The organism is Pseudomonas sp. Pc102, from assembly GCF_018408275.1.
Classification (GTDB): Bacteria; Pseudomonadota; Gammaproteobacteria; order Pseudomonadales; family Pseudomonadaceae; genus Metapseudomonas; species Metapseudomonas tohonis.
The window spans coordinates 2,909,792-2,931,512 of record NZ_AP021905.1; the positions used below are offsets into that span (position 1 = coordinate 2,909,792).

General features: G+C 67.4%; 24 protein-coding genes. 14 read left to right on the top strand and 10 right to left on the bottom strand.

The window, feature by feature from the left end:
• Positions 1-402: 402 nt before the first annotated feature.
• From PHLH3_RS13650 to PHLH3_RS13665, 4 genes are all read left to right on the top strand, one after another.
• Positions 403-579 carry a hypothetical protein gene (locus PHLH3_RS13650; protein WP_158545570.1) on the top strand — a complete coding sequence of 59 codons (177 nt, stop codon included), beginning with the start codon at positions 403-405 and terminating at the stop codon, positions 577-579.
• Positions 576-1,064 carry an alkane oxidation protein activator PraA gene (gene praA, locus PHLH3_RS13655; protein WP_111259954.1) on the top strand — a complete coding sequence of 163 codons (489 nt, stop codon included), beginning with the start codon at positions 576-578 and terminating at the stop codon, positions 1,062-1,064. Before PHLH3_RS13650 ends, praA begins: the two co-directional genes overlap by 4 nt.
• A gap of 196 nt (positions 1,065-1,260) precedes the next feature.
• On the top strand, positions 1,261-2,724 hold the full coding sequence (locus tag PHLH3_RS13660) for an outer membrane protein transport protein (protein ID WP_213629861.1): 1,464 nt from the start codon (positions 1,261-1,263) through the stop codon (positions 2,722-2,724).
• 360 nt (positions 2,725-3,084) lie between these two features.
• Positions 3,085-4,440, top strand: coding sequence for a cation:proton antiporter (locus PHLH3_RS13665; RefSeq protein ID WP_213629863.1), 1,356 nt, complete (start codon positions 3,085-3,087; stop codon positions 4,438-4,440).
• On the opposite strand, the gene PHLH3_RS13670 is transcribed toward PHLH3_RS13665, so the two are convergent.
• The 6 genes from PHLH3_RS13670 to PHLH3_RS13695 form a co-directional block, all read right to left on the bottom strand.
• Positions 4,427-4,648, bottom strand: coding sequence for a DUF3203 family protein (locus PHLH3_RS13670; protein WP_173174151.1), 222 nt, complete (start codon positions 4,646-4,648; stop codon positions 4,427-4,429). The two genes, PHLH3_RS13665 and PHLH3_RS13670, sit on opposite strands and share 14 nt — an antisense overlap.
• A gap of 78 nt (positions 4,649-4,726) precedes the next feature.
• The gene (locus PHLH3_RS13675; RefSeq protein ID WP_213629865.1) at positions 4,727-5,497 is read right to left on the bottom strand and encodes an alpha/beta fold hydrolase; all 771 of its coding nucleotides are present in this window, start codon (positions 5,495-5,497) and stop codon (positions 4,727-4,729) included.
• Positions 5,484-6,593, bottom strand: a complete 1,110-nt coding sequence (locus PHLH3_RS13680; RefSeq protein ID WP_213629867.1) for a DUF3182 family protein — start codon at positions 6,591-6,593, stop codon at positions 5,484-5,486. The genes PHLH3_RS13675 and PHLH3_RS13680 overlap by 14 nt, the downstream gene beginning before the upstream one ends.
• Positions 6,594-6,624: 31 nt before the next feature.
• Positions 6,625-7,050 carry a hypothetical protein gene (locus tag PHLH3_RS13685; RefSeq protein WP_213629869.1) on the bottom strand — a complete coding sequence of 142 codons (426 nt, stop codon included), beginning with the start codon at positions 7,048-7,050 and terminating at the stop codon, positions 6,625-6,627.
• Positions 7,051-7,091: 41 nt separating this feature from the next.
• Positions 7,092-7,352: a hypothetical protein gene (locus tag PHLH3_RS13690; RefSeq protein WP_213629870.1), complete on the bottom strand. Its 261-nt coding sequence runs from the start codon at positions 7,350-7,352 to the stop codon at positions 7,092-7,094.
• Positions 7,353-7,377: 25 nt separating this feature from the next.
• Positions 7,378-7,755 (bottom strand): termination factor Rho, encoded by a 378-nt coding sequence (locus PHLH3_RS13695; RefSeq protein ID WP_213629872.1) that lies wholly within the window; start codon positions 7,753-7,755, stop codon positions 7,378-7,380.
• A 311-nt stretch (positions 7,756-8,066) separates the two neighbouring features.
• On the opposite strand from PHLH3_RS13695, the gene PHLH3_RS13700 reads away from it, so the two are divergent.
• The gene (locus tag PHLH3_RS13700; protein WP_173174139.1) at positions 8,067-8,462 is read left to right on the top strand and encodes a DUF2513 domain-containing protein; all 396 of its coding nucleotides are present in this window, start codon (positions 8,067-8,069) and stop codon (positions 8,460-8,462) included.
• Between the two features lie 70 nt (positions 8,463-8,532).
• Positions 8,533-11,001 carry a glycogen/starch/alpha-glucan phosphorylase gene (locus PHLH3_RS13705; protein ID WP_213629874.1) on the top strand — a complete coding sequence of 823 codons (2,469 nt, stop codon included), beginning with the start codon at positions 8,533-8,535 and terminating at the stop codon, positions 10,999-11,001.
• A 209-nt stretch (positions 11,002-11,210) separates the two neighbouring features.
• Here the strand turns inward: PHLH3_RS13705 and PHLH3_RS13710 are convergent, their stop codons facing one another.
• Both PHLH3_RS13710 and PHLH3_RS13715 read right to left on the bottom strand, forming a co-directional pair.
• Positions 11,211-11,645, bottom strand: coding sequence for a hypothetical protein (locus PHLH3_RS13710; RefSeq protein ID WP_213629875.1), 435 nt, complete (start codon positions 11,643-11,645; stop codon positions 11,211-11,213).
• 17 nt (positions 11,646-11,662) lie between these two features.
• Complete coding sequence (locus PHLH3_RS13715) at positions 11,663-11,899, bottom strand: DUF1652 domain-containing protein (RefSeq protein WP_213629877.1); 237 nt, start codon at positions 11,897-11,899, stop codon at positions 11,663-11,665.
• 380 nt (positions 11,900-12,279) lie between these two features.
• On the opposite strand from PHLH3_RS13715, the gene PHLH3_RS13720 reads away from it, so the two are divergent.
• On the top strand, positions 12,280-12,462 hold the full coding sequence (locus PHLH3_RS13720) for a general stress protein (RefSeq protein ID WP_173174131.1): 183 nt from the start codon (positions 12,280-12,282) through the stop codon (positions 12,460-12,462).
• Positions 12,463-12,595: 133 nt separating this feature from the next.
• Entirely contained in the window at positions 12,596-14,731 is a 2,136-nt protein-coding gene (gene katE / locus PHLH3_RS13725; protein WP_213629878.1) for a catalase HPII, read from the top strand.
• Between the two features lie 9 nt (positions 14,732-14,740).
• Here the strand turns inward: katE and PHLH3_RS13730 are convergent, their stop codons facing one another.
• Complete coding sequence (locus PHLH3_RS13730; protein ID WP_213629880.1) at positions 14,741-15,394, bottom strand: NAD(P)H-binding protein; 654 nt, start codon at positions 15,392-15,394, stop codon at positions 14,741-14,743.
• Between the two features lie 185 nt (positions 15,395-15,579).
• On the opposite strand from PHLH3_RS13730, the gene PHLH3_RS13735 reads away from it, so the two are divergent.
• From PHLH3_RS13735 to PHLH3_RS13760, 6 genes are all read left to right on the top strand, one after another.
• Complete coding sequence (locus PHLH3_RS13735; RefSeq protein WP_213629882.1) at positions 15,580-15,732, top strand: PSPA7_2676 family Cys-rich small protein; 153 nt, start codon at positions 15,580-15,582, stop codon at positions 15,730-15,732.
• A complete protein-coding gene (locus PHLH3_RS13740; protein WP_213629884.1) occupies positions 15,729-16,220 on the top strand; it encodes an MgtC/SapB family protein in 492 nt (163 codons plus the stop codon). The genes PHLH3_RS13735 and PHLH3_RS13740 overlap by 4 nt, the downstream gene beginning before the upstream one ends.
• A 67-nt stretch (positions 16,221-16,287) precedes the next feature.
• The gene (locus PHLH3_RS13745; RefSeq protein ID WP_173174122.1) at positions 16,288-16,530 is read left to right on the top strand and encodes a hypothetical protein; all 243 of its coding nucleotides are present in this window, start codon (positions 16,288-16,290) and stop codon (positions 16,528-16,530) included.
• 20 nt (positions 16,531-16,550) lie between these two features.
• Positions 16,551-17,450, top strand: a complete 900-nt coding sequence (locus PHLH3_RS13750) for a Ku protein (protein WP_213629886.1) — start codon at positions 16,551-16,553, stop codon at positions 17,448-17,450.
• Between the two features lie 27 nt (positions 17,451-17,477).
• Complete coding sequence (ligD, locus tag PHLH3_RS13755; RefSeq protein ID WP_213629888.1) at positions 17,478-20,039, top strand: DNA ligase D; 2,562 nt, start codon at positions 17,478-17,480, stop codon at positions 20,037-20,039.
• Positions 20,040-20,119: 80 nt separating this feature from the next.
• Positions 20,120-20,977, top strand: a complete 858-nt coding sequence (locus tag PHLH3_RS13760; protein ID WP_213629890.1) for an SDR family oxidoreductase — start codon at positions 20,120-20,122, stop codon at positions 20,975-20,977.
• 407 nt (positions 20,978-21,384) lie between these two features.
• Here the strand turns inward: PHLH3_RS13760 and PHLH3_RS13765 are convergent, their stop codons facing one another.
• The gene (locus PHLH3_RS13765; protein ID WP_213629892.1) at positions 21,385-21,612 is read right to left on the bottom strand and encodes a hypothetical protein; all 228 of its coding nucleotides are present in this window, start codon (positions 21,610-21,612) and stop codon (positions 21,385-21,387) included.
• Between the last annotated feature and the right edge of the window lie 109 nt (positions 21,613-21,721).

Consider the following 21,721-nt stretch of genomic DNA (forward strand, 5'->3'; position numbering starts at 1 on the left):
AAGATCGCTACGCATTGGAACGCAGCAGGGAGGTGGCAACGGATGCTCCATTTTTCGCCTGATTCAGGCATCGCCCCTATCACTCGCCGGGAATCTGCCGCCCGGCTCCCTCGCCTCGTATCGAGCCTCGTGCCCGACCCGATGCGTCCTCTCCGCCCCGGTGGCGGAAGCGGTGGAAACCCTCTCGCAGGCCGTCGTGTGTCCATGGCCCTGCATCGAAACGAGCGTGATTGAGCGACAGCGTTGAGGAACTCGTCCGGCACCTGCCTCGGCAGGTACCGGCCCGATCAGTGCCATGCGGACGTTGTTGGATGGATGACATGACGCAGCCTGGATAGCTGCACTTCGATTGTTATTTGTCTGCAACGGAAGTTGGCCTGGGAACTTGCCCGGAAACAGTGTGTGTCGTTGTTGATCGTTATCGGAGTTGGAATGATTTCCGCCGGTAATTCTAACAGCGGGTTGATGGGCAAGTTTGAAAAGCGGTCATGGGTTAAACAGGAAGGTCTTCGTGGTGTATTCCCAGTGACCAAAAACAAAACCATGTTTTGCTTATCAACCAAGGAACGAAAACAATGAAAATGTCCAAACTCTCCGTTGCTACCGCTGCTCTGGCCCTGTGCATGGGTGCTTCCTCGGCCATGGCCGTGACCATCACCCCGGCCAACACCGCCTTCTCCGCCAAGGGTGTTTCGGTGGTCAAGCCCGGTCTGCTGATCCCCGCAGTGACCTGCAACGTTGAATTCATCGGAACCACCTCGGTTGGCGGCGCTGACAAAGCCACCATCACTGCCGTGAACATCACCGGCGGCACCCTCTGCAGCGCAGCAAGCGCCGCTGGCCTGCCCTGGACCCTGACCGCATCCAGCCTCACCGCTGGCAACGTCAGCGGCGTCAAGTTCACCGTGGCCGGTATCAACTGCAGCAGCTCCCCGGTCACCGTGAACGGTGTCTGGAGCAACGCTGACAACAAGCTCACCCTGAACCCGAACCAGCCGGTTGGCTCTTGCACCATCCAGAGCCTGTATGTGAATCCGACCCCGGCATTCACGCTGGTTCCGTAAGCGTGAACGGCCTTCCCATCCCAGGGTGGGAAGGCCGCTTTCATTGTAATTGGAATACTGTCGCGATATGGGTTCAGCACAGTGGGCAAGTTAATAAACGTTTCGAGCCATTAGTGAGGAAGTTTGATTTCCTGAACTATCAGTTGTGCAGGACACGCCCCGTGAGGCAGAAAATTATAATAAGCAAGGAGTTGTCATGAAGACGTATTCGAAGCGCCCCTCTCTTTTCAATTTCACGCGCAAACGCAGTTTGCTGAGCCTGGCCATCCTCGGTGCCGTGATCGGTGCCCAGCAAGCCGAAGCCGGTGCCTTTGCCGTACCCACCTATGGCACGCCCGGTTGGGGCCGCGCCTTCGCCGGCGGTTCGGTGTGGAAGAACGACCCCAGCGCCGCTTTCAACAACCCGGCCGCCATGGCCTTCATCGAGCGGCCCATCGGCCAGGTGTCGGCGATCTATGCCGATATCGACATGAAGTTCAAAGGGCAGGCCTATGACTACCAAGGCAACCCGCGCGTCGAATACGACGACGTGAACGATGTCGGCGGCCCCAACGCCCGGGCATTGGGCGATGGGGGCAACGGTGGCTTCAGCAAGTGGCTGCCTACGCAGTTCCTGGTGATCCCGGTCGGCGATCGTTTCGCTTTCGGTCTCGCGCAGGTCGTACCCATGGGCATGCGCAGCACCTGGGACAAGAATTTCGTCGGCAAGGACTTCGCCCTTGACACCAAGATCGAGACCGCAGCCTTGGCAGGTTCGTTGTCGTTCAAGATCGATGATCAGTGGGCCGTGGGTGGGGGCGTGGTGATCCAGCGCACCCAAGGCTTTGTCGGGCAGAACGTCGACCTGCTGGCCGCTGCCGGCGCTGCGCCCAACTCGCCATTGAACGGTGTGCCGGCAGGCGCGTCGAAGGCGACGATGCGGGTCAAGGTCGATAACATTTCGCCCGGCTGGTTCGCCAGCGTTGCCTGGAAGCCGACCGCGCGGGACACCCTGGGCCTTGCCTATCACGCCAAGATCAAGAACGAGCTGGATGGTGACTACAACTGGCATTTCAACGATGCCACCGGCATGGCTCCCTTCGACTCCATCGGCCTGATGAACCCGGACGCTCTTGCCCTCGTCTATCCGGGCCTGGTGTTGAATCCCAATGGCGACCATGCCGAATCGCGCATGGACATTCCCGCCATGGCCACCCTGGACTGGGTGCATGACTTCAACGACAGCTTCAGCCTGGCCGCCAGTGTGACCTGGACCGAATGGTCGTCCTTCCAGTCCCTGAAGCTGACCTCCCACGGCAACCTGATCGTCGACATCCCCTACAACTACAAGGACACCTGGATGTACTCGGTGGGCGGTGACTACCGCTTCAACGACCAACTGACCCTGCGTGCAGGCGTAGCGATGGACCAGACGCCGACCCGCAACTCCACCCGCGATGCGCGCATCCCCGACGGCGACCGCACCTTCGTCTCCCTCGGCGGCAGCTACCGCTTCGCCTCCGACCCGAACCTGAGCGTGGATGTGGCCTATTCCCGCCAGTTCGTCGACGAGGGGCGCCTGCGCACCCAGAACCAGGATCGCCTGGGTGGTGGCCGCATCGACGGTGAAGTGGAGTCCAAGGGGCAGATCTTCAGCGTCTCGGCCACCTACATGTTCTAACCGCCGTTGAAAAACGCAGACGCCGCAGCGGCAACGCAGTCGGTTTTTCAATAGCCTGCAAGGCTGGAAATTCCCCACCTGTGCTCTCGATCGTCACCCGGTTCCCGGGGCATCGGGCCGATCAGAACAGGCGGGGAAGTTGGGGCGGGTCCGGGCTCGTGTCCTCACCACGGGTGGGCCTGCCCCCTTTTTACGTCGGCCGCCGGAAGGAATCAGCGGCCATTCTCTTTCCGCCGGGCAGGCCTGTCGCCCGTGCCGGAACCCTCGCGCCGCAAAGTCTGAACCCTTGGCCCATCCGGCCCTCTGGATAAAGAGGCGACCGAACGGGGGACGGGGAATGAGACGAATGGGCCGGCGACCATGAGCTTCCTGCTGTGGATGGCAGTGCTCGGCGTGCTGTTGCTGATCCTGGCGCTGGCCTCGGCTTACCTGCGCTGGCTGCCGGTCACGTCCTCCTTGCTCTATCTCGCCTGCGGGCTGGCCATCGGGCCCCTGGGGCTGAACCTGTGGCGGGACGACTTCATCGACATCGCCCCCTGGCTCGAGCACCTCACCGAAGTCGCCGTGCTGATCTCCCTGTTCATCGGCGGCCTCAAGCTGCGCCTGCCCTTGCGCCATCCGAGCTGGATCAAGGCCTGGGTCCTGGCCGGGCCGGTGCTGGTGCTGACCATCGCCCTGGCCACCTGGATCGGCTACCAGTGGCTGGGGTTCGGACTGGGGGCGGCGCTGCTGTACGCCGCGATCCTGTCGCCCACCGACCCGGTGCTGGCCAGCCTGGTGCAGGTCAACCACGCCCGTGACGATGACGCCCTGCGCTTCAGCCTGTCCGGCGAGGCGGGGCTGAACGACGGCATGGCGTTTTCCTTCGTGGCCGGCGCACTGGTGCTGCTGGGCCTGCGGCAGGACGGGCCCTGGGAGTGGGCATTGCTGTCCTTCGCCTGGGCCGTGCCCGTGGCGCTGGCGCTGGGCTTCTTCCTCGGCAACCGGGTGGGTCGCCTGGCCATCAGCGCGCGGGTGCGCAGTGTCGATACGGCGATCTCCGCCAACGTCTTCCTGGGCATGGCGCTGGTGTCCCTGTCCTATGTCGGAGCGGAGCTGCTGGAGGCCTGGGGCTTTCTCGCCGCCTTCGCCGCCGGGGTCGGCCTGCGCCATGCCGAGATCCGCTCCAGCGGTGGCTCCGAGGTGCCGGCGGAGGAGAGCACGGTGCTCAAGGCCGGGCTGTCCGACGACGGCCTGCCGGTGAGCATCGAATATGGCGAGGATCGCCGCGAGCACCGCAAGATCGCCGCCGGCACCCTGATCGTCGACATCCTCTCCTTCGGCGGATTGCTCGAACGGGCGCTGGAGGTGGTGCTGGTGATGATTCTGGGCGCCACCCTCAGCGCCTGCTGGGACTGGCGCGGCGTGTGGCTCGCCCTGGCGCTGTTCTGCCTGGTGCGACCGCTGGCCTGCTGGCTCCTGTTGCCGCGCACGGGCCTGGATCGCTGGCAACGGCTGCTGGTGGGCTGGTTCGGCGTGCGCGGCATCGGCAGCCTCTACTACCTGTGCTTCGCCCTCGATCACGGCGTGGAAGGCGCGGCGGCGCGCGAGGCCATGGGCATCAGCCTCACCGTGGTGGCCTGCAGCCTGCTGCTCCACGGGCTCAGCACCCAGCCGCTGCTGGACCTCTACGAGGCCCGGCAGCGCAGGGCGGGGGCAAGGCTCAGTCGGCGATGAGGTTGCGGCGGTCGTCCTTGGCGCCGGCGCCCACCAGCACCTGCGCCTCGTCCTCGCTGATCAGTGCGTTGCCGGCCGGGCAATGGATCACCGAGGCGCGCAGGTCGGCGTCGGTGGTGATGACGATGTCGCGGATCGGCATTTCGCTGTGGTTGCCGTCCAGTTCGATGGCGCAGGTGCCGCCATCCAGGTCGATGGTCACGGGCATGTCGGTGTCCTCGTGTGGCTGGGCTCGCTCGGTAGAAGCGCGGCCGCTCGCAAAGGTTCAGGCGGGGCGACCGCAGGCTCAGGAATAGAAGGCCGAGTGGTGGGGAAAATCGCCCACCCGCTCGCCGATGACCATTTCCGCCACCCAGCTCGTCAGCAGGCTGGTGTAGGCCTTCTGGCTGCGGTCGCCGCTGAGCGCGTGGTCGGCGCCATCAAGGATGCGGTGGGTCAGCGAATGGGCCCGTTCGAAGGCCGAGCGGTAGCTCATGATGGTCGGGTGCGGCACGTAGTCGTCGTGCTCGGACTCGATGATCAGCACGTCCCCTTCGAATGCCGCGCAAGCGGCCAGGGCGCGGTTCTCCGAGGGGCGCACGGCGGTGAGCCGGTAGCTCGCCAGGCGCTGGCGGTCGAGGGCGTCCTTGGGGCGCTGCCACTCTTCGTCCCAGTACAGGGCCGGCACCCGCAGGGCCAGCCAGCGCACCGCGCGCAGGGTGCTGAGAAGGGTGGCCAGGTAGCCGCCGTAGCTGCTGCCGATCACCGCGATGGCCGAGGTGTCGGTGGCCGGGTGGCTGGCCAGCAGGTCGTAGGCGGCGACGAGGTCGGCGAGGTTGTCCTCGCGCGTCACCGTCTTCTTCTGCACCTCGGTCTTCTCGTGGCCGCGCAGGTCGAAGGTCAGGCACACGCAACCCAGGCCGGCGATGCCCTTGGCGCGTGCCAGGTCGCGTTGCTGGCTGCCGCCCCAGCCGTGGACGAAGAGGATGCCCGGCACCTTGGCCGCCGGGGTCAGGAAGGTCCCGGCGATCTGCTCGTTGCCCACCTGGATATCCACGCTCTCACTACGCGTCGCCATAAGGTTCCACCCGTGCGAATTTGACGATGGGGCCGACCTCGGCGTCGTGCCCCCGGTAGAGCAGTGCCGCGCCGCCGGGCACTTCGAAGTCGCCGTAGCGCTCGACCGTCGCGGTGCGGATGCGGGTCAGCGCCGGGTCGGCGGCGAAGGCCTCGATGGCCAACACCTCGGCCGCGCTGGCACCGCCGATGCGCCAGGATTGCTCCAGCACGCCCGAGCGCAACTGGCCGCGTGCATTGATGCCCTGGGCGATATCGTAGTTGCGTCGCGAGGCGATGAAGCCCGGGAAGCAGGCCTGGGCCGCCTGCTCGTACGCTCGCGCCTGCTCGATGGCCAGGCGCACCGGCTCGTTGCCGGCGAGGCTCAGCAGGTCCTGCCAGCCGCCGCGTGCCACCACCAGCTCGGAGCCGCCATAGACGCAGGTGCCGGCGTTGTCCTCGGTCTGCGACTGGGTGCCGAAGTAGCTGGCGGTGATCCCGGCCAGTTGCACCTGGCCGACGCTGTAGGTGACGACGTCCTCGAGCTGCTCCTCCAGCACCAGGCCCCAGGTGGCGATCTCGTCGAGGTCCTGGGTGGCGATGGCCTCGCGCAACTGCTCGTCGTCGGTCACCCGGCACTGGCCGCGCCCGGCGGTGGCGCGCACCGGCTTGACCCGCAGCGGCCCGCTCAGCAGCAGGCGGATACCGGCCTGCATGGCGTCGTCGATGTTGAAGGCGCTGTAGCCGCCGAGCACGGCGCGCTCGGTGAGGTGGGAGAAGCCTTCCGACCAGCCCGGCGGCGCATGGGCGGCTGGGCCGGGCAGGGGATGGGTGATGGCCTTGGTGGCCATGAAGGGCTCGGCGACCAGGCCGCCGAAGAAGTCGGCGTCGGAGCGGATGCCCAACTCGCGCGCCGTGCTGCGGCCGATCAGGGTGTCGTTGGGGATGAAGTAGTGCGCGCGGGTGTCGCCCTCCCGGTGCAGGCCGAGGAAGGGCGTGCCGAGCAGGGCGGCGATGCGCTCGCCGAGCCACTGGTGGGTGCGGCGCTCGTGCTCGGGAGCGTTATGGCGCACATCGAGCAGGGCGACGCCCTGGCGGTCCGATGGGGCATCTGGCATGGATGGCTCCTCATGAGGGCGGGAGGGCAGGTCAGGGCGTCTGCCAGGTGCCGCCACCGTTCTCGCAATCGATCTTCGCCTGCGCGGGGTCACGGGCCTGGTAGTGGTAGGTGACAACCTTGGCGTCGGCGGGGATGTTCACCGGGTCGCTGCCTTCCTCGCCGCTGGAGCCGGGGTTGGCCAGGGCCTCCTGGGTCAGGGCTCCGGTGCAGCGGCCGAACCAGCCGCTCTTGCAACTGGCCACCTTGTGTTTTTCGCTCTGCAGCATGTCCTTGCTCTCGTTGCTGCAGGACCAGTCCACCGAGCCGGCCGGCATGCCCGGGTACTCGTAGCAGGTCTGGGCTTCGACGCCCGGGACCTGGCTGCTGGCCGGTCGGGTCTGCACCTGGCAGGCATCGGCCAGCGCCAGGGACGAGGCCAGGCAGCCGGCCAGCAGCAAGGGGATCCTGAGGGTCATCGCGTCTCTCCTCGCGCACCGTCGGCGCGCCATCTGTACGGCTACTGCTGGAAGGGGGTCTTCACCAGGCTCGCCGGGCTGACGAGTTGCCTGCCCGGAGGCACACGCTCGACCACCGGCAGGGGGTGCAGCCGGTGCACGCTGGCGCGTGGGCGGGCAGGGGCGATGCCACGGTAGAGGACGGCGGCGCCGACCAGGATGTCGGCGAGCCCGAGCAGACCACGGGTGGCGACGCCCTTGCGGATGAGCAGGAGGCCGCCACCGATGGCGACCAGGCGTTGCAGGCTGGAGGGTTCGGCCATGGGATTCTCCTCGTGGCGAGTGGTGTCAGGATGCCTGTTTCAGCGCTTTCACCAGCTCGTCCTTGCGCATGCTGGAACGGCCGGGAATCTTCTTCGCCCGGGCGCGGATCATCAGGTCCGCCTTGCTGGCATCCTCCAGGCGGGTGCCGGGGCGCGGCGCCCCGTGCCTGGTCGCCACCGCCTGGCGTGCCGAGGATTTGCGCGCAGCCGCCTTGCTCGCCGAGGAGGTGCTGCGGCCCGAGCCGCCGGCCTTCTCTCCGCCGCCCGACTGCTTGTTCACCGTGGCCCAGGCCCGCGCTTCGGCTTCGCCATGGGCGATGCCCTTCTGCTCGTAGCTCGCCTCGATATGGGCGGCCTTGCGCTTCTGTTCTTCGGTGTATTTGGCTTTGCTTCCGCGTGGCATGGGAAACCTCCTTGAATCGCGTTCGTCTCGCCCCGCCGGCGGTGCGCCGCTGCGGAGCCCTCAGGATTTCTGAATGGCGGTACGGGGCAGAGTTCAGGTTTTTTGCCCCCCGGGCATGACCGGCGGTCGCGGTGCGGCGTGCGTAATGCACGATTAGGTTGAACTCCCGGCGCCTTCCGGCGGACTCACTCCCTATGAGGAAATCGCGGCCCCGGCGTGCGCCTGCACGCCCTTGCGCGGGTCGCTCCGGGCTCCGGCGCAGGCCGCTTTCCCGTATCCGATCAGCAGACTGGGCAGAAGGACGAGGTGACATGAAAAGAGATTGGGAGCTGATCCGCGCATTGCTGCTGGAGATCGAGGCGCTCGGCCATGGCCAGCACTTCCACCCGCAGCCGCTCGCCGGCCATGGGCTGGAGATGGTCAGCCACAACCTGCACCTGATGTGCCAGGCGGGGTTGGCCGAGTGCACGCCGCATCATCCCTGGAACGGCGACCCGGTGATGATCGCCAAGGGGCTCACCCTCGCCGGGCACGACCTGCTCGACCTCATCCGCGATGAAGCCGCCTGGCGTGCGAAGCGGCAGTTCATCGAGCAGCGCATGGGCGGCGTGAGCCTGGAGACCCTGCGCTCCACCGCCATCCCTCCCGCCGTGGGAGACGCGGCGCGCCAGCTGCGCCTGGCGCAGAACGACGCCCAGTTCAGCTGAAGGGCACGGGGCGCCGGGCACACCGCCCGTGCCACGCCCGCCATCCACACCACCGGGCAAGGAGCAGCACATGTCCACCGAGCAAACCAGCGCAACGGCCGGCCCGACCCCGGTCGAGGCCTTCAAGCAGAACATCCTCGCCAAGCTCAAGTACGCCGTGGGCAAGGACCCGCGCAATGCCTACAGCCATGACTGGTTCGAGGCCGTCGCCCTGGCCGCGCGCGACCACCTGGTGGACAACTGGGAAGAGACCGAGGCACAGGTCGACCGCAAGCAGCACAAGCGCGTGTACTACCTGTCCCTGGAATTCCTCATCGGCCGCCTGCTGGTGGATTGCCTGAGCAACCTCGGCCTGCTGGAGACCGCCCGTGCGGCACTCGCCGAACTGGATGTGGACCTGGAGACCATCCGCCAGGTCGAGCCCGACGCGGCCCTCGGCAACGGCGGCCTCGGTCGCCTGGCCGCGTGCTTCATGGAAAGCATGGCGACCCTCGGCCTCGCCGCCCACGGCTACGGCATCCGCTACGAGCACGGCCTGTTCAAGCAGGTGGTCAGCGATGGCTGGCAGCAGGAGCACACCGAGACCTGGCTGGACTTCGGCAACCCCTGGGAGTTCGAGCGCCCCGAGGTCAGCTACAACATCGGCTTCGGCGGCAGCGTGCGCACCGAGGATGACGGCGGCGAGATGCCGCGGCTGACCTGGGAGCCCAACGAAACGCTGCGCGCCATCGCCTACGACACCCCCGTGGTGGGGTGGCGCGGCTCCAGCGTCAACACGCTGCGGCTGTGGCGTGCCCGCGCCATGGAAGACCTGCAGCTGGAGCGCTTCAACGCCGGTGACCACTTCGGCGCCGTGGCCGACGTGGTGCGCGCCGAGAGCATCTCGCGCGTGCTGTACCCGGCCGACAGCACCGAGGCCGGCCAGGAACTGCGCCTGCGCCAGGAATACTTCTTCGTTTCCGCCTCGCTGCAGGACCTGCTGCACCGCCACATGGCCGCCCATGGCGACATCCGCTCGCTGCCGGACAAGGCCGCCATCCAGCTCAACGACACCCACCCGGCCATCGCCGTGGCCGAGCTGGTGCGCCAGCTGGTCGACGTCTACCGCATCGACTGGAACGAAGCCTGGGGCATGACCGTGGCGACGCTGTCCTACACCAACCACACGCTGCTGCCGGAGGCCCTGGAGTCCTGGCCGGTATCGCTGATGGAACGCCTGCTGCCGCGGCACATGCAGATCATCTACCTGATCAACGCCTACCACATCGATTCGCTCCGGGCGCAGGGCATCCACGATTTCGACCTGCTGCGCTCGGTGTCGCTGATCGAAGAGGACCACGGCCGCCGCGTGCGCATGGGCAACCTGGCCTTCCTCGGCTCGCACAGCATCAACGGCGTCTCGGCGCTGCACACCGACCTGATGCGCGAAACGGTGTTCCGCGACCTGCACCGGCTCTACCCGCAGCGCATCAGCAACAAGACCAACGGCGTGACCTTCCGCCGCTGGCTGTACCAGGTGAACCCGCTGCTCACCGGCTCCCTGGTCGACGCCCTCGGCGAGGACCTGCTGGATGCCCCGGAGGAGCGCCTTCGCGATCTCGAGCCGCACGCCGACAAGGCCGGCTTCCGCAAACAGTTCGCCGCCCACCGCCAGCACAGCAAGCGCGCCCTCGCGGGCCTGGTGCAGGAGCGCCTGGGCATCCACCTCGACACCGAGGCGATCTTCGACGTGCAGGTCAAGCGCATCCACGAATACAAGCGCCAGTTGCTCAACCTGCTGCACACCGTGGCGCTGTACCAGGCCATCCGCAACGAGCCGACCACCGACTGGGTGCCCCGGGTGAAGATCTTCGCCGGCAAGGCCGCGGCCAGCTACCACCAGGCCAAGCTGATCATCAAGCTGGCCAACGACATCGCCCGCACCATCAACGCCGACCCGACCGTGCGCGGGCTGCTCAAGGTGGTGTTCATCCCCAACTACAACGTCAGCCTGGCGGAGGTGATCATCCCGGCGGCGGACCTCTCCGAGCAGATCTCCACCGCCGGCCTGGAAGCCTCCGGCACCAGCAACATGAAGTTCGCCCTCAACGGCGCGCTGACCATCGGCACCCTGGATGGCGCCAACGTCGAGATGAGCCAGCTGATCGGTGCCGAGCACATGTTCATCTTCGGCATGACAGCCGCCCAGGTGGAGCAGCGCAAGCGCGCCGGCGAGCTGGACATGAGCGCAGTGGTGGCCGGGTCCGAACGGCTGGCCGGCGCCCTGGAGGCAGTGCGGCGTGGCGTCTTCTCGCCGGACGACCCGCAGCGCTACGAAGCGCTGGTGGAGCACCTGGTGCGGGACGACCGCTTCATGGTCTGCGCCGACTTCGACGCCTACTGGCACGCCCAGCGCCGCGTCGACGCCGCCTGGCAGAAGCCCGCGCAATGGTGGAAGTCCGCGGTGCTCAACACCGCCCGCGCCGGCTGGTTCTCCTCCGACCGCACGATCGGCGAATACGCCGCCGACATCTGGAAGGTGCCCACCAACCGGGATTGACCCGGAACAAGGGGAGGGCGGCGGGCGTCTGCAACAGGCACTGCCGGTGGAGGTGAAAAGCGACCTCCACCCTACGCAGTGGTCACGCCTCGGGCGGGGTTGCCTGCAGGGGCGACTTCAGTCGCCAAGCGGCGCACAGCGCCGCCAACACTTCATCCGTCCGCCGTCCGAAGCCCCCGTTGGCACGTCTGGAGAGGTGAAATGCAGCCCTACCAGAACCCCGCCTGGCGGCGTTCGGTGACGTAGTCCAGGGGCAGGGCGAAGGCCTTGAGGAAGAAGGCGGCGAGGCGGGTGTCGATCACCGTTTCGTTGATCGAGGCCAGTTGGGCGGGGAGGGTGCGGGTCTCGTCGTTGCAGGCGTAGAACTCTTCGTGCACCACGCCCCGGTTGCCCACGTCGGCGATGATCCGGTAGCTGCTGGTGCGCGTCCCCGGGTTGCTCGCGGCGAGGCGCAGCTGGGGTTGCAGCGGGTCGCTGCTGTCCATCTCCACGGTCACTTCGACGCCGCCACGGCGGGCGTGGCGCGCCGCCTCCTCGAACAGCGGCAACGCCTGGTCGACCAGGGCCGCCTCGAAGTCGCGGAGAAAGTGGCGGGCGTCCTCGGGGAGAGGGGAGTTGCTCGGTTCCGGGGCGGCTGGATTCATGGCGGTGCTCCGTCGGGTCATGGCCTGAGGGCCTGCCACTCTTCGAGCAGCGTGGGCCCCAGTTCGAATAGAGCCTCGCGGTCGGCATAGGTTTCACGCGTGATGCCCACCACCGTCAGCTGGCGGTCGCCGTCCTGCAGGCGGATGGTCAGGGTGCCGTCCGCTTCGATCACGCAGCGGCCATGGTGGATCGGCTGCAGGCGCTGGTTGAAGCGGTCTTCGATTTCCCGGGCACTGGGCGGATTGCTGGGCACGGCAGCCACCTCGTATCGCTGGGTGAGTGAAGGCTTCCATGCGCTGTGACGTTGCCTCCCAACCTTAAACCCCCAGGCCCGGGCGTAAATGCTGGCCAACGGCCCAATGACCGGTAGGGCCGGGAATCGCCCCTGTTTACATCGGCTTGCGTGGGTGAAAAAAAGCCTGGCGGTTAATTGGCGGCGGCGCCTGTGATTGCGCACGCCTATCGGCCGCTCTGGGCCCGCCATTGAGCCGCTCAATCGTGGCCGCGCGCCCCGGGGCTGCGAGGCGCAAATAGATAGAACCTCTGCGCAGCGGTGCCCTCAGACCTAGTAGGCGCCGGATTGGCGTCTGCTCCACGACAACGTCAGATCAATGACCAGAGAGGACTCGTGCAATGGCTCAACACCGAGGTGGCAAAGGCAACTTCGCAGAAGACCCGCAACGCGCATCCGAAGCCGGCAAGAAGGGCGGACATGTAAGTGGCGGCAATTTCAGGAACGATCCGGCGCGCGCCTCCGCGGCCGGCCGCAAGGGAGGACAGCGCAGCCACAGCAATAGCAACAGCAGCAGTGACTGACGCCCAACGGGGGGCGGCGGCATGCGGCCGCCGCCCCCCACCCTGCCGCACCACGCCGTGATTCGCCGAGCACGCGCAACGCGTCGCCAGAATGAGCGCCTGACTGGGCGCCGTATCCCGCCAGGAGATCCCCATGCCCACCCAGAAGCAGACCGTTAGCCAGCTCGCCGGTACCGACACCCCCGACCGTGAGAACGACAATCGCAAGCTCGAGCAGTTGGAGGCGTTCCGCGAGGACGCCACCGACGAGGCGCTGACCACCAACACCGGCACGCGCATCGCCGACAACCAGAACAGCCTGAAGGCCGGCGAACGCGGGCCCTCGCTGCTGGAAGATTTCATCCTGCGCGAGAAGATCACCCACTTCGACCACGAACGCATTCCCGAGCGCATCGTCCATGCGCGCGGCGCGGCGGCCCACGGCTACTTCCAGGTCTACGAGCCGCTGGCCGAGCTGACCAAGGCCGACTTCCTCAACGAGCCGGGGAAGAAGACCCCGGTGTTCGTGCGCTTCTCCACCGTGCAGGGCCCGCGTGGCTCCGCCGATACGGTGCGCGACGTGCGCGGCTTCGCGGTGAAGTTCTATACCGATGAAGGCAATTTCGATCTGGTGGGCAACAACATGCCGGTGTTCTTCATCCAGGACGCCATCAAGTTCCCCGACTTCGTCCATGCGGTGAAGCCCGAGCCGCACAATGAGATCCCCACCGGCGCCTCCGCCCACGACACCTTCTGGGACTTCGTCTCCCTGGTGCCCGAGTCCGCGCACATGGTGCTCTGGACCATGTCCGACCGCGCCATCCCGGTGGCCTATCGCGGCATGCAGGGCTTCGGCGTGCACACTTTCCGCCTGGTCAACGCCGAAGGGCGCAGCGTCTTCGTCAAGTTCCACTGGCGGCCGCTGTCGGGCGTCTATTCGCTGGTCTGGGACGAGGCGCAGAAGCTCGCCGGCAAGGACCCGGATTTCCAGCGTCGCACGCTCTGGGAAGACATCGAGAAGGGCGACTACCCGGAATGGGAGCTGGGCCTGCAGGTGATCCCCGAGGAGGATGAGCACAAGTTCGACTTCGACCTGCTCGACCCCACCAAGCTGGTGCCCGAGGAGCTGGTGCCGGTGCGCAAGGTGGGGCGCATGGTGCTCAACCGCAACCCGGACAACTTCTTCGCCGAGACCGAGCAGGCGGCCTTCCACCCCGGCCACCTGGTGCCGGGCATCGACTTCAGCAACGACCCGCTGCTGCAGGGGCGGCTGTTCTCCTACACCGACACGCAGCTCTCGCGCCTCGGCGGGCCGAACTTCAACGAGCTGCCCATCAACCGCCCGCTGTGCCCGTTCCACAACAACCAGCGTGACGCCCAGCACCGGCAGACGGTGAACAAGGGGCGAGCCGCCTACGAGCCCAACTCCATCGATGGCGGCTGGCCGAAGGAGACGCCGCCGGCGCCGCGCCATGGTGGGTTCAGCAGCTACCCCGAGCCGCTGTCGGGCACCAAGCTGCGCAAGCGCGCCGATTCCTTCGCCGATCACTTCTCCCAGGCCCGGCTGTTCTACAACAGCCTGAGCGAGACGGAGAAGGATCATGTGGTCGCCGCCTACAGCTTCGAATTGGGCAAGGTCGAGCGGGTGCACATCCGCGAGCGCCAGGTGCACGATATCCTCGCCAACATCGACCTCGACCTGGCCCGGCAGGTGGCGGAGAACCTTGGCCTGACGCCGCCCCAGGCGCCCACGGTGCAGGTGCCGGAAGGCTCGTTGAAGGCCTCGCCCGCGTTGAGCCAGATGAACCTGCTGTCGGGTGACATCAAGTCGCGCAAGGTGGCGATCCTGATCGCCAACGGCGTGCAGGGCAGTGACGTCGAGTTCCTCCAGGGCGAGCTGGCCAAGGCCGGTGCCAGTGCCAAGCTGCTGGCGCCCAGCTCGGCGCCGGTGAACACCGCCGAGGGCAAGCAACTGGTTCCCGACGCCACCATCGCCGGGTTGCCTTCCATCGCCTTCGACGCGGTGTTCGTGCCCGCCGGCGACAGCGCGGCGAAGACCCTGGGCAAAGATGGCGATGCGCTGCACTACGTGCTGGAAGCGTACAAGCACCTCAAGGCCATCGCCCTCTGCGGGGCGGCGGGCGACCTGGCCAGCCAGCTCTACCTGGAGGCCGACGAGGGGCTGATCAGCGGTGCGACCGCCAAGGATGTGGTCAAGCCGCTCTTCGAGGCCATCGCCCGGCACCGGGTCTGGGCACGCGAGCCCAAGGCCAAGGCGGTGCCGGCCTAGCGCCGGCCATCACGGGGCGGCGCGAGTCGCCTCGTGTTCCACCTGGACGTGCACGCGCTGGCGCACGTGTGCGGACAGGCGGGCTTCATCCAGTACCGCAGCGGCGAAGCGGCGCAGGGCGCTCACGGCGTCCGGCTCGTTGCTGTGCGCTGGCTTGAGGAAGTCGTCCTGGCCGAACAGGTCGTCGCCACCGATGCCGGGTGCGTCCACCAGGGTCCAGTCGATGTCGCTGTCCACCAGGCGTCGCTGCAACTGCTCGCCGGGCTCGGCGGGGTGGCCCGATTCCTCGTCCAGCCAGTGGAAGTCGGCGATCACCAGCAGGCGCCTGACGCCGGCCACGGCCAGGCCGTCGAGCAGGGCGGTGATGGCGCTGAATTCCACATCGAAGCCGGGGCCATTGCGGCGTGAGGCGAGCAGGGGCTGGCTGCACAGGTTGCACAGCACCAGGTCCATCCCCGCCACCGCGTGGCTGACGCCGAGGGCGTCGAACGGATCGCCGGGCTTGGCGCGGATGCCGGGCCGCGAGGGGATGGCGTTGAGGTCGTCGAGCAGCGCCATCGTTTCCCACTGACGGCTCAGGGCCTCGACCATCAGTGCGCTGCCCAGGCTGCCGAGCGCGCCGAACAGGGCGACCTTGCAGGCGGGTGTTTCGAGGTTCTTCATCAGGGTTCCTCGGTGGGTTGCGGAGGCGTTGCATCTAGACCCCGGCCCCCGCTGCATTGGTTCAGCCAATCGCCCCATGCGGCGCGCGGCGCGGCCTGGCGGAAAAAAGAGCAAACCTTTCGAGGCGCCGCCCCGTCGAAAAAGATGAGTCCGGTTTCATACGGCACCCTGCCGGTGGAGGTGACATGACTCTCTTCTGTCTGATCGGTGGTTGTTCCTGGTCGCCCAGCACCTCGGTGCACATCGGCAAGGAAGACTTGCTGTGCCAGGTCTGCGCACGTTGCGGTGCCTGCCGCTACACGCCCGCCAACGCCGTGCTGGAGCGCGGTGGGTCGTGACCTGGTGGGACCAGGTGCTGGCGACGCTGGCCAACGAGTTCTCCGACCTCGACGACCCGACCCAGGCGACCCGGGTGACCCTGCGCGTGTTGCTGGCCGCGCTGCTGGGCGGCCTGCTCGGGTTCGAGCGCGAGCAGCACGGCAAGGCCGCCGGCATCCGCACCCACATGCTGGTGGCGCTGGGCGCTGCGCTCTTCGTCCTGGCGCCGCAGATGGCGGGGGCCGAATCCGATGCCCTCAGCCGGGTGATCCAGGGGATCGTCGCCGGCATCGGCTTCCTCTGTGCCGGCACCATCCTCAAGCGCGACAGCGAGGCTGAAGTGAAGGGGCTGACCACCGCCGCAGGGCTGTGGCTGACGACGGCCATCGGCGTCACGGTGGGCCTCGGGCGAGAGGCCACCGCAGTGCTGGCGACCCTCCTGGCCCTGGTGATCCTTAACCTGCTGCCGCACCTGGTGTCGCGCCTGGATGGGCGCGACAAGCGATAGGCGAAACTCTTTTCCATCGTCGCGACTCAGAACCTTGTGTGGCAGCCAGCAACAAGGAGTTTTCGCCATGTTCAGAGACTTCAAGCACTGCACCGCGTGGACCGATGCCATGAAGGAAGGGCAGAGCTACGTCGGCCTGATCGAGTACCAGCCCAAGCGCGAGGGCGCCGGCGTGCGGGTGCTCTGGGTGGTGGCACCGGGCTGCGTGTGCGAGAACGAGGCGGAGACCGCCGCCGACAACATGCTGCGGCAGATCCGCGACATCACCGTGGAAGGCAGCGTGATCTACAGCGACGGCGTGGCGCTCTGAGCGCCCCCGCGAGGTGACCCATGGCACGTGCGATCTGGAAGGGCGCCATCAGTTTCGGCCTGGTGCATATTCCCGTGGCGCTGGTTTCGGCCACGTCGTCCCAGGGGGTGGACTTCGATTGGCTGGACAAGCGCAACATGGACCCGGTGGGCTACAAGCGGATCAACAAGCGCACCGGCAAGGAAGTGACCAAGGACGACATCGTCAAAGGCGTGGAGCTGGAGAAGGGCCGCTACGTGGTGATCAGCGAGGAGGAGATCCGCGCCGCCCACCCGGAAGCGACCCAGACCATCGACATCTTCGCCTTCGTCGACAGCGCCGCCATTCCTCTGCAGAACATCGATACCCCCTATTACCTGGCGCCGGTCAAGCGTGGCGAGAAGGTCTACGCCTTGCTGCGCGAGGCGCTCGCCGGCACCGGCAAGGTGGCCCTGGCCAACGTGGTGCTGCACACCCGCCAGCACCTGGCGGCGCTGATGCCGCTGGAGTCGGCCCTGGTGCTGGTGATGCTGCGCTGGCCCGCCGAGGTGCGCGGCCTTGAGAGCCTGGAGCTGGGCACTGCGGTGACCGAGGCCAAGCTGGCCAAGGCCGAGCTGGACATGGCCAAGCGGCTGATCAAGGACATGAGCGCGGACTGGCAGCCGGAGGAGTACGTGGACACCTTCACCGACCGCATCATGGAACTGGTGGAGCGCAAGGCCAGCCAGGGCCGCATCGAGGCGGTGGAAGCAGCGGCCGGCGAGGAGGAGCGGCGCAGCGCCGACGTCATCGACCTCACCGACCTGCTCAAGCGCAGCCTGGGCGGCAAGCCAGGCGCCAGGCCCGCCGCCAAGTCCGAGGCCAAGGCGGCCAAGGGCGCTGCCAAGCCGGCGCGCAAGACCCGAGACAAGCCCACGCGGACCAAGGCCAAGGCCGGTTGAGTCCGCATCCACGCCGAGGTGTCCGCCATGGCCCGCCGTTCCAGCGACTACAACCGCAAGCGCAATTTCGACATCACCTCCGAACCTTGCGAAGAGGCGCGGCCCCGCGGGCGCAGCAAGGCCGGCGCCCTCGGTTTCGTGATCCAGAAGCATGACGCCCGCCACCTGCACTACGACTTCCGCCTCGAGCTGGACGGCACCCTGAAGAGCTGGGCGGTACCCAAGGGCCCGAGCCTCGACCCCAAGGACAAGCGCCTGGCCGTGCACGTCGAGGACCACCCGCTGGGCTATGCCGATTTCGAGGGCAGCATTCCCGCCGGGCAGTACGGCGCGGGGGATGTGATCGTCTGGGATCGCGGCATCTGGCAGCCCCATGGCGACCCCAGGGCCGCCTATGAAGCCGGCAGGCTGAGGTTCACCCTGGTGGGCGAGAAGCTCAGTGGCGACTGGAGCCTGGTGCGCACCCGCCTGCGTGGCAGCGGCGACAAGGAGCAGTGGCTGCTGATCAAGCAGGACGACGAGGTGGCGCGCCCGGCGGAGGAGTACGACATCGTTTCCGCCGAGCCGGCCAGCGTGCTCAGCGGGGCCGATGTCGGCAGCGACGCGCCAGGCGCACGGCCGGGTGCCACACGGCGCGCCGCGAAGGCTGGTGGCAAGACACGCAAGGCTGCGGCGAGCGAGGAGCGCATGCCCGACAGCCTGGCGCCGCAACTGGCGACGCTGGTGGATGCGCCGCCGGCGGGTGACTGGCGCTACGAGATCAAGTTCGACGGCTACCGCATCCTCGCCCGCATCCGTGACGGCGAGGTGCGGCTGTTCACCCGCAACGGCAACGACTGGACCGCGCGCCTGCCCCTGCAGGCCCGTGACCTCGCGGCGCTGGAGCTGGGCGACAGCTGGCTGGATGGCGAGGTGGTGGTGCTCGACGAGGACGGCCTGCCGAGCTTCCAGGGCCTGCAGAACGCATTCGACATCGGTCGCAGCCACAGCATTCTCTATTACCTGTTCGATGCGCCCTTCCTCGATGGCCGTGACCAGCGCCAGCTGCCGCTGGAGGAGCGCCGTGCCGCCCTGGAGAAGGCGCTCAAGGGTCAGCGGCGCAGCCTGCTGCGCTTCTCCGAGGCCTTTTCCGCCAGCCACGAATCGATCCTGGAGAGTGCCTGTTCCATGTCCCTGGAAGGGGTGATCGGCAAGCGCGCGGGAAGCCCCTATCGCTCGGCCCGCAGCCCGGACTGGATCAAGCTCAAGTGCCGTCGGCGCCAGGAGTTCGTGATCGTCGGCTACACCGCGCCCAAGGGCAGCCGCAGCGGCTTCGGTGCCTTGCTGCTGGCCGTCCATGACGAGCCGGGTGGTGAGGAGCTGCGCTATGCCGGGCGTGTCGGCACCGGCTTCGACGAGGCGCGTCTGGCCGACATCCACGGCCGCCTGCAGGCCATCGCACGGGATGACAGCCCGCTGACCAGGGCTCTGCCGGCGGCCCAGCGCCGTGGCGTGCACTGGGTGGAGCCGCAACTGGTGGCCGAGGTGGAGTTCGCCGAGTGGACGGGCGATGCCATCGTGCGCCAGGCCGCGTTCGTCGCCTTGCGCAGCGACAAGCCGGCGGAGCAGATCGTCCGCGAGCAGCCACGCAGGGTTGCCAAGCCGAAGAAGGCCCCCGCGCCCGCCGCCGAGAAGGCCGGCGAGGGAGGGCGCCAGACGCTGGCCAAGGTCTCCATCAGCCACCCGCAGCGGGTCATCGATGACCAGAGCGGCACCCAGAAGCTGGAGCTGGCGCGTTACTACGCGGATGTCGCCGAGTGGGTGCTGCCGCACCTGAAGGGGCGCCCGGTGTCGCTGCTGCGGGCGCCGGAGGGCGTCGGTGGCGAGCTGTTCTTCCAGAAGCACGCCGAGCGCCTGGCGATCCCCAATATCCGCCACCTCGACCCGGAGCTGGACCCGGGGCACGCGCGGCTGATGGAGATCGACACGCTGGAGGCTCTGGTGGGCGCGGTGCAGATGGGCGCCATAGAGCTGCACACCTGGGGGGCCACCAGTGACCGCATCGAACGGCCGGACCGTCTGGTGCTGGACCTGGACCCCGACCCGAAGCTGCCCTGGAAGACCATGCAGGAGGCGACGCGCCTGACCCTATCCGTACTCGACGAGCTGGGCCTGCAGGCCTGGCTCAAGACCAGCGGTGGCAAGGGCATGCACCTGATCGTCCCGCTGGCACGGCATGCCGGCTGGGACGAGGTGAAGGGATTCGGCAAGGCCATCGCCTCCTTCCTCGCGCGCCAGTTGCCGGAACGTTTCGTCGACAAGATGGGGCCGAAGAACCGTGTCGGGCGCATCTTCGTCGACTACCTGCGCAACCAGCGTGGTGCCAGCACCGTCTGCGCCTATTCGGTTCGGGCCCGGCCGGGCCTGCCGGTGTCGGTGCCCATCGAGCGCGATGAACTGGAGCGCCTCAAGGGGTCGGCGCAATGGACCCTGGCCACGCTGCGCCAACGCCTCGACGGCCTCGAGCGCGATCCCTGGCACGACTACCTCGCCCGTCAACGCATCACCCGCGCCATGTGGGATCGCCTGGAAACCGGCCCTGAGGAGTGATGCCGCTGGAGGGGATTTCCTGAACCCCCTGGCGCGGCGCCAGTCCTGTTGAGTAGCAGGCAACGATTCAGGAGATGACCATGAGCGACGAACAGACCCTTCCACCCCAGCACCAGGACCGGCAGCCGGGTCACGAAACGGAGATGCGACCACAGCCGCTGACCATTGGCGAGTACTACCAGGCGGCCGGCAAGCTGGAGGGCATGACCGCGATCGTCACCGGCGCCGACAGCGGCATCGGCCGCGCCGTGGCGGTGCACTACGCCCGTGAAGGGGCCAATGTCGCGGTGCTCTACCTGGACGAGGTGGAGGATGCCGAGCAGACCCGCCTGGAAGTGCAGGCGGCAGGGCGCGACGCGCTGCTGTTCGCCGGGGACGTGGCCGACGGCGGGTTCTGTCGCGCGGTCCTTGAGGCGGTGATCGCCAAGTGGGGCAGGGTGGACGTGCTGGTCAACAATGCCGGCGAGCAGCATCCCCAGGAGCGCCTGGAAGACATCAGCGAGGAGCAGTGGGAGAAGACCTTCCGCACCAACATCTTCGCCATGTTCCAGCTGACCAAGGCGACGTTGCCGCACCTGCGCCCGGGCGCCAGCATCATCAACACCACCTCGGTGACGGCCTACAAGGGCAACCCGACGCTGCTGGACTATTCCTCCACCAAGGGGGCGATCACCTCCTTCACCCGCTCCCTGGCGCTGAACCTGGCCAAGCGCGCCATCCGCGTGAATGCCGTGGCTCCGGGGCCGATCTGGACGCCGCTCATCCCCTCGACCTTCGATGCCGAGAAGGTCGGCCATTTCGGTGCCGAAACCCCGCTGGGCCATCCCGGCCAGCCGGCGGACGTGGCACCGGCCTACGTCTACCTGGCGAGCGCGGACTCGGCCTACGTCAGCGGCCAGGTGCTGCACGTGAATGGCGGCATCGTGGTGAACGGTTAGGGCACTGCGCGTGGGTTGGCGCCGCGAGGTCCAACGCAGCGAAGTCCGCAGTTACAGGCCCTCCCCGTGGGAGCGGCCTCAGCCGCGAAAGACCCGGCGCAGGCACTGGGCCGCGAGCTGGCCGGGCACTCCATCGCGAATGAATTCGCTCCCACAAATTGGCACCGCGCGTAGGTTGGTGCCGCGAGGCCCAACGCAGCGACGTCCGCAGTTGCAGGCCCTCTCCGTGGGAGCGGCTTCAGCCGCGAAAGACCCGGCGCAGGCACTGGGCCGCGAGCTGGCCGGATGCTCCATCGCGAACGAATTCTCCCTCACAAGATGCACCACGCCCGGCGGCACCGAGCGGGGTAAATCGCAGGCAATAAAAAGCCCCGCTCATGCGGGGCTTTGGGTCGACGTGCCGGGCGTCAGGCGGTGAGGGCGCGCTGGGCGCGGTCGATCACCTGCTGGAGCTGGCTGGAGTTGCTGTACTGCTCCGGGTAGAGGCGCTGGCTGTGGCAAGCGACACCGTACTCGCTGACGATGGTGAAGCTGAAGCCGCCCTTGCGGGAAGGCGCGTTGATCTGGCACTGGAGCGGTGCGAAGGCGCGGGTGAGTGCGCTGATGGCTTGTTCTGCCTGGTGATGGATAGTCATGTGGTTAGGTCCTGCAAAATGCGGCAATCGGGCCGCGAAATAAAACTCCGAATCCGTCGCCCACCGTGGGCACACAGGATGATCCTTATCGGAGCGAATGAGCTGGCGG